Below are 1638 nucleotides of genomic sequence, written 5' to 3' on the forward strand. Positions count from 1 at the left end.
CCCGCCCCCCCCCCCCCCCCGGCCCAATCCATGTGTGGGCACCGCGAAAACAATGACCTCGACACTCAGTCGGCGCGGCCGCCGAATTCACCGGTGGCGGTGTTGACCAGCACGCGTTCGCCGTTGGCGATGTACTCCGGCACCATGATTTCCAGGCCGGTGCTCAGCTTGGCCGGCTTCGGACGCTTGGTGGCAGTGCCGCCCTTCATCTCCGGTGGGGTCTCGACCACTTCCAGCACGACGCTGGTCGGCAACTGGATCGCCACCGGCTGGTCGTCGATCACCTGCACGTAGATGCCGGCCAGGCCGTCGGTGATGTAGCCGGCGTCATCGCCGATCACGTCCGCATCCAGGGTGTAGGGGGTGTAATCCTCGTCGTCCATGAACACGAACGCTTCGCCATCCTTGTACGAGTAGGTCGACAGGCGGCGCAGCAGTTCCACTTCCGGCAGGTTGTCATCGGAATCGAAGCTGGCGTCGAGCTTGTTGCCGCCCGGCACGCTGTACATGATGAAACGGAAGCGGACATTGCCGCCGCGGCCCTGCGGCGAGCTGCGTTCGATGTCGCGGATCTGGTACACGCCGTTGTTGTACTCGACGACGTTGCCCTTCTTGATATCGCTGGCTTTCATGGTGGTGTAGGTCGGTTGGGGGGAGGGCGCCGTCCCGGCGCCCGGGGGAATCACTTCGGAGCGAGCCGGGTGGCGCCGTCCAGGCGGATGGTCTCGCCGTTGATATAGGTGTTGCCGAGAATGTAAGCGACCAGGCTGGCAAAGTCTTCCGGCTTGCCCAGCCGCGACGGGAACGGGATGGAGGCGGCCAGCGATTCCTGCACGGCCGGCGGCATGCCATCGACCATCGGCGTCCAGAAAACGCCGGGGGCGATGGTGTTGACGCGGATGCCGAAGCGCGAGAGTTCGCGGGCCATCGGCAGGGTCATCGAGACCACCCCGCCCTTGGAGGCGGCATAGGCGGCCTGCCCGATCTGCCCTTCATAGGCGGCGATGCTGGCGGTATTGATGATCACCCCGCGCTCGCCGTCCGGACCGGCGTCGTTGTGCTGGATGCGGTTGGCCGCGGCCTTGGCGACGTTGAAGCTGCCGACCAGGTTGACCATCACCGTGCCCTGGAAACCGGCCAGCGGCATCGGGCCTTCCTTGCCCAGCACGCGGCCGGCGCCGAGGATGCCTGCGCAGTTCACTGCGACATTGAGTCCGCCGAGGAAGGCGTGGGCCTGTTCGATGGCTTCGGCCACGGCGGCCTCGTCGCTGACGTTGACCTGCTGGTAGGACGCGTGTGCTTGTCCCAGGGCGGCGACGGCGGCGGCGCCTTTTTCATCATTGAGGTCGAACAGGGCGACCTTGCCGCCGTGGGCGACGAGATGTTCGGCCACGGCCAGGCCGAGGCCGGAAACGCCACCGGTGATGACGGCACGTACGTTGGACAACTGCATTGCACGGTCCTGCGGGTTCAAGAGCCCGCGATTCTAGCGGATGGCGCGTGGTGGGCCGTTGTGCAGTGCGTTGGCGGATGCCGGGCTGCGCCCGGCGCCCGCTTTTTTGGAGCAACATCAAAAGCGGACGGGCTGTGTGTTGGCGGGGCGGGATGGGTTTGCGGGGGACGGCAAAGACTGCATCC

General features: G+C 66.2%; 2 protein-coding genes. Both read right to left on the reverse strand.

Features of this window, described 5'->3' with window-relative positions:
- Positions 1 to 65 precede the first annotated feature (65 nt).
- On the reverse strand, positions 66 to 632 hold the full coding sequence (yeiP, locus tag H9654_RS13125) for an elongation factor P-like protein YeiP (RefSeq protein ID WP_042613949.1): 567 nt from the start codon (positions 630 to 632) through the stop codon (positions 66 to 68).
- A 50-nt stretch (positions 633 to 682) separates the two neighbouring features.
- On the reverse strand, positions 683 to 1453 hold the full coding sequence (locus H9654_RS13130; RefSeq protein ID WP_191771200.1) for an SDR family oxidoreductase: 771 nt from the start codon (positions 1451 to 1453) through the stop codon (positions 683 to 685).
- Positions 1454 to 1638 lie beyond the last annotated feature (185 nt).

The organism is Stenotrophomonas lacuserhaii (assembly GCF_014836545.1).
GTDB classification, from domain to species: domain Bacteria; phylum Pseudomonadota; class Gammaproteobacteria; order Xanthomonadales; family Xanthomonadaceae; genus Stenotrophomonas; species Stenotrophomonas lacuserhaii.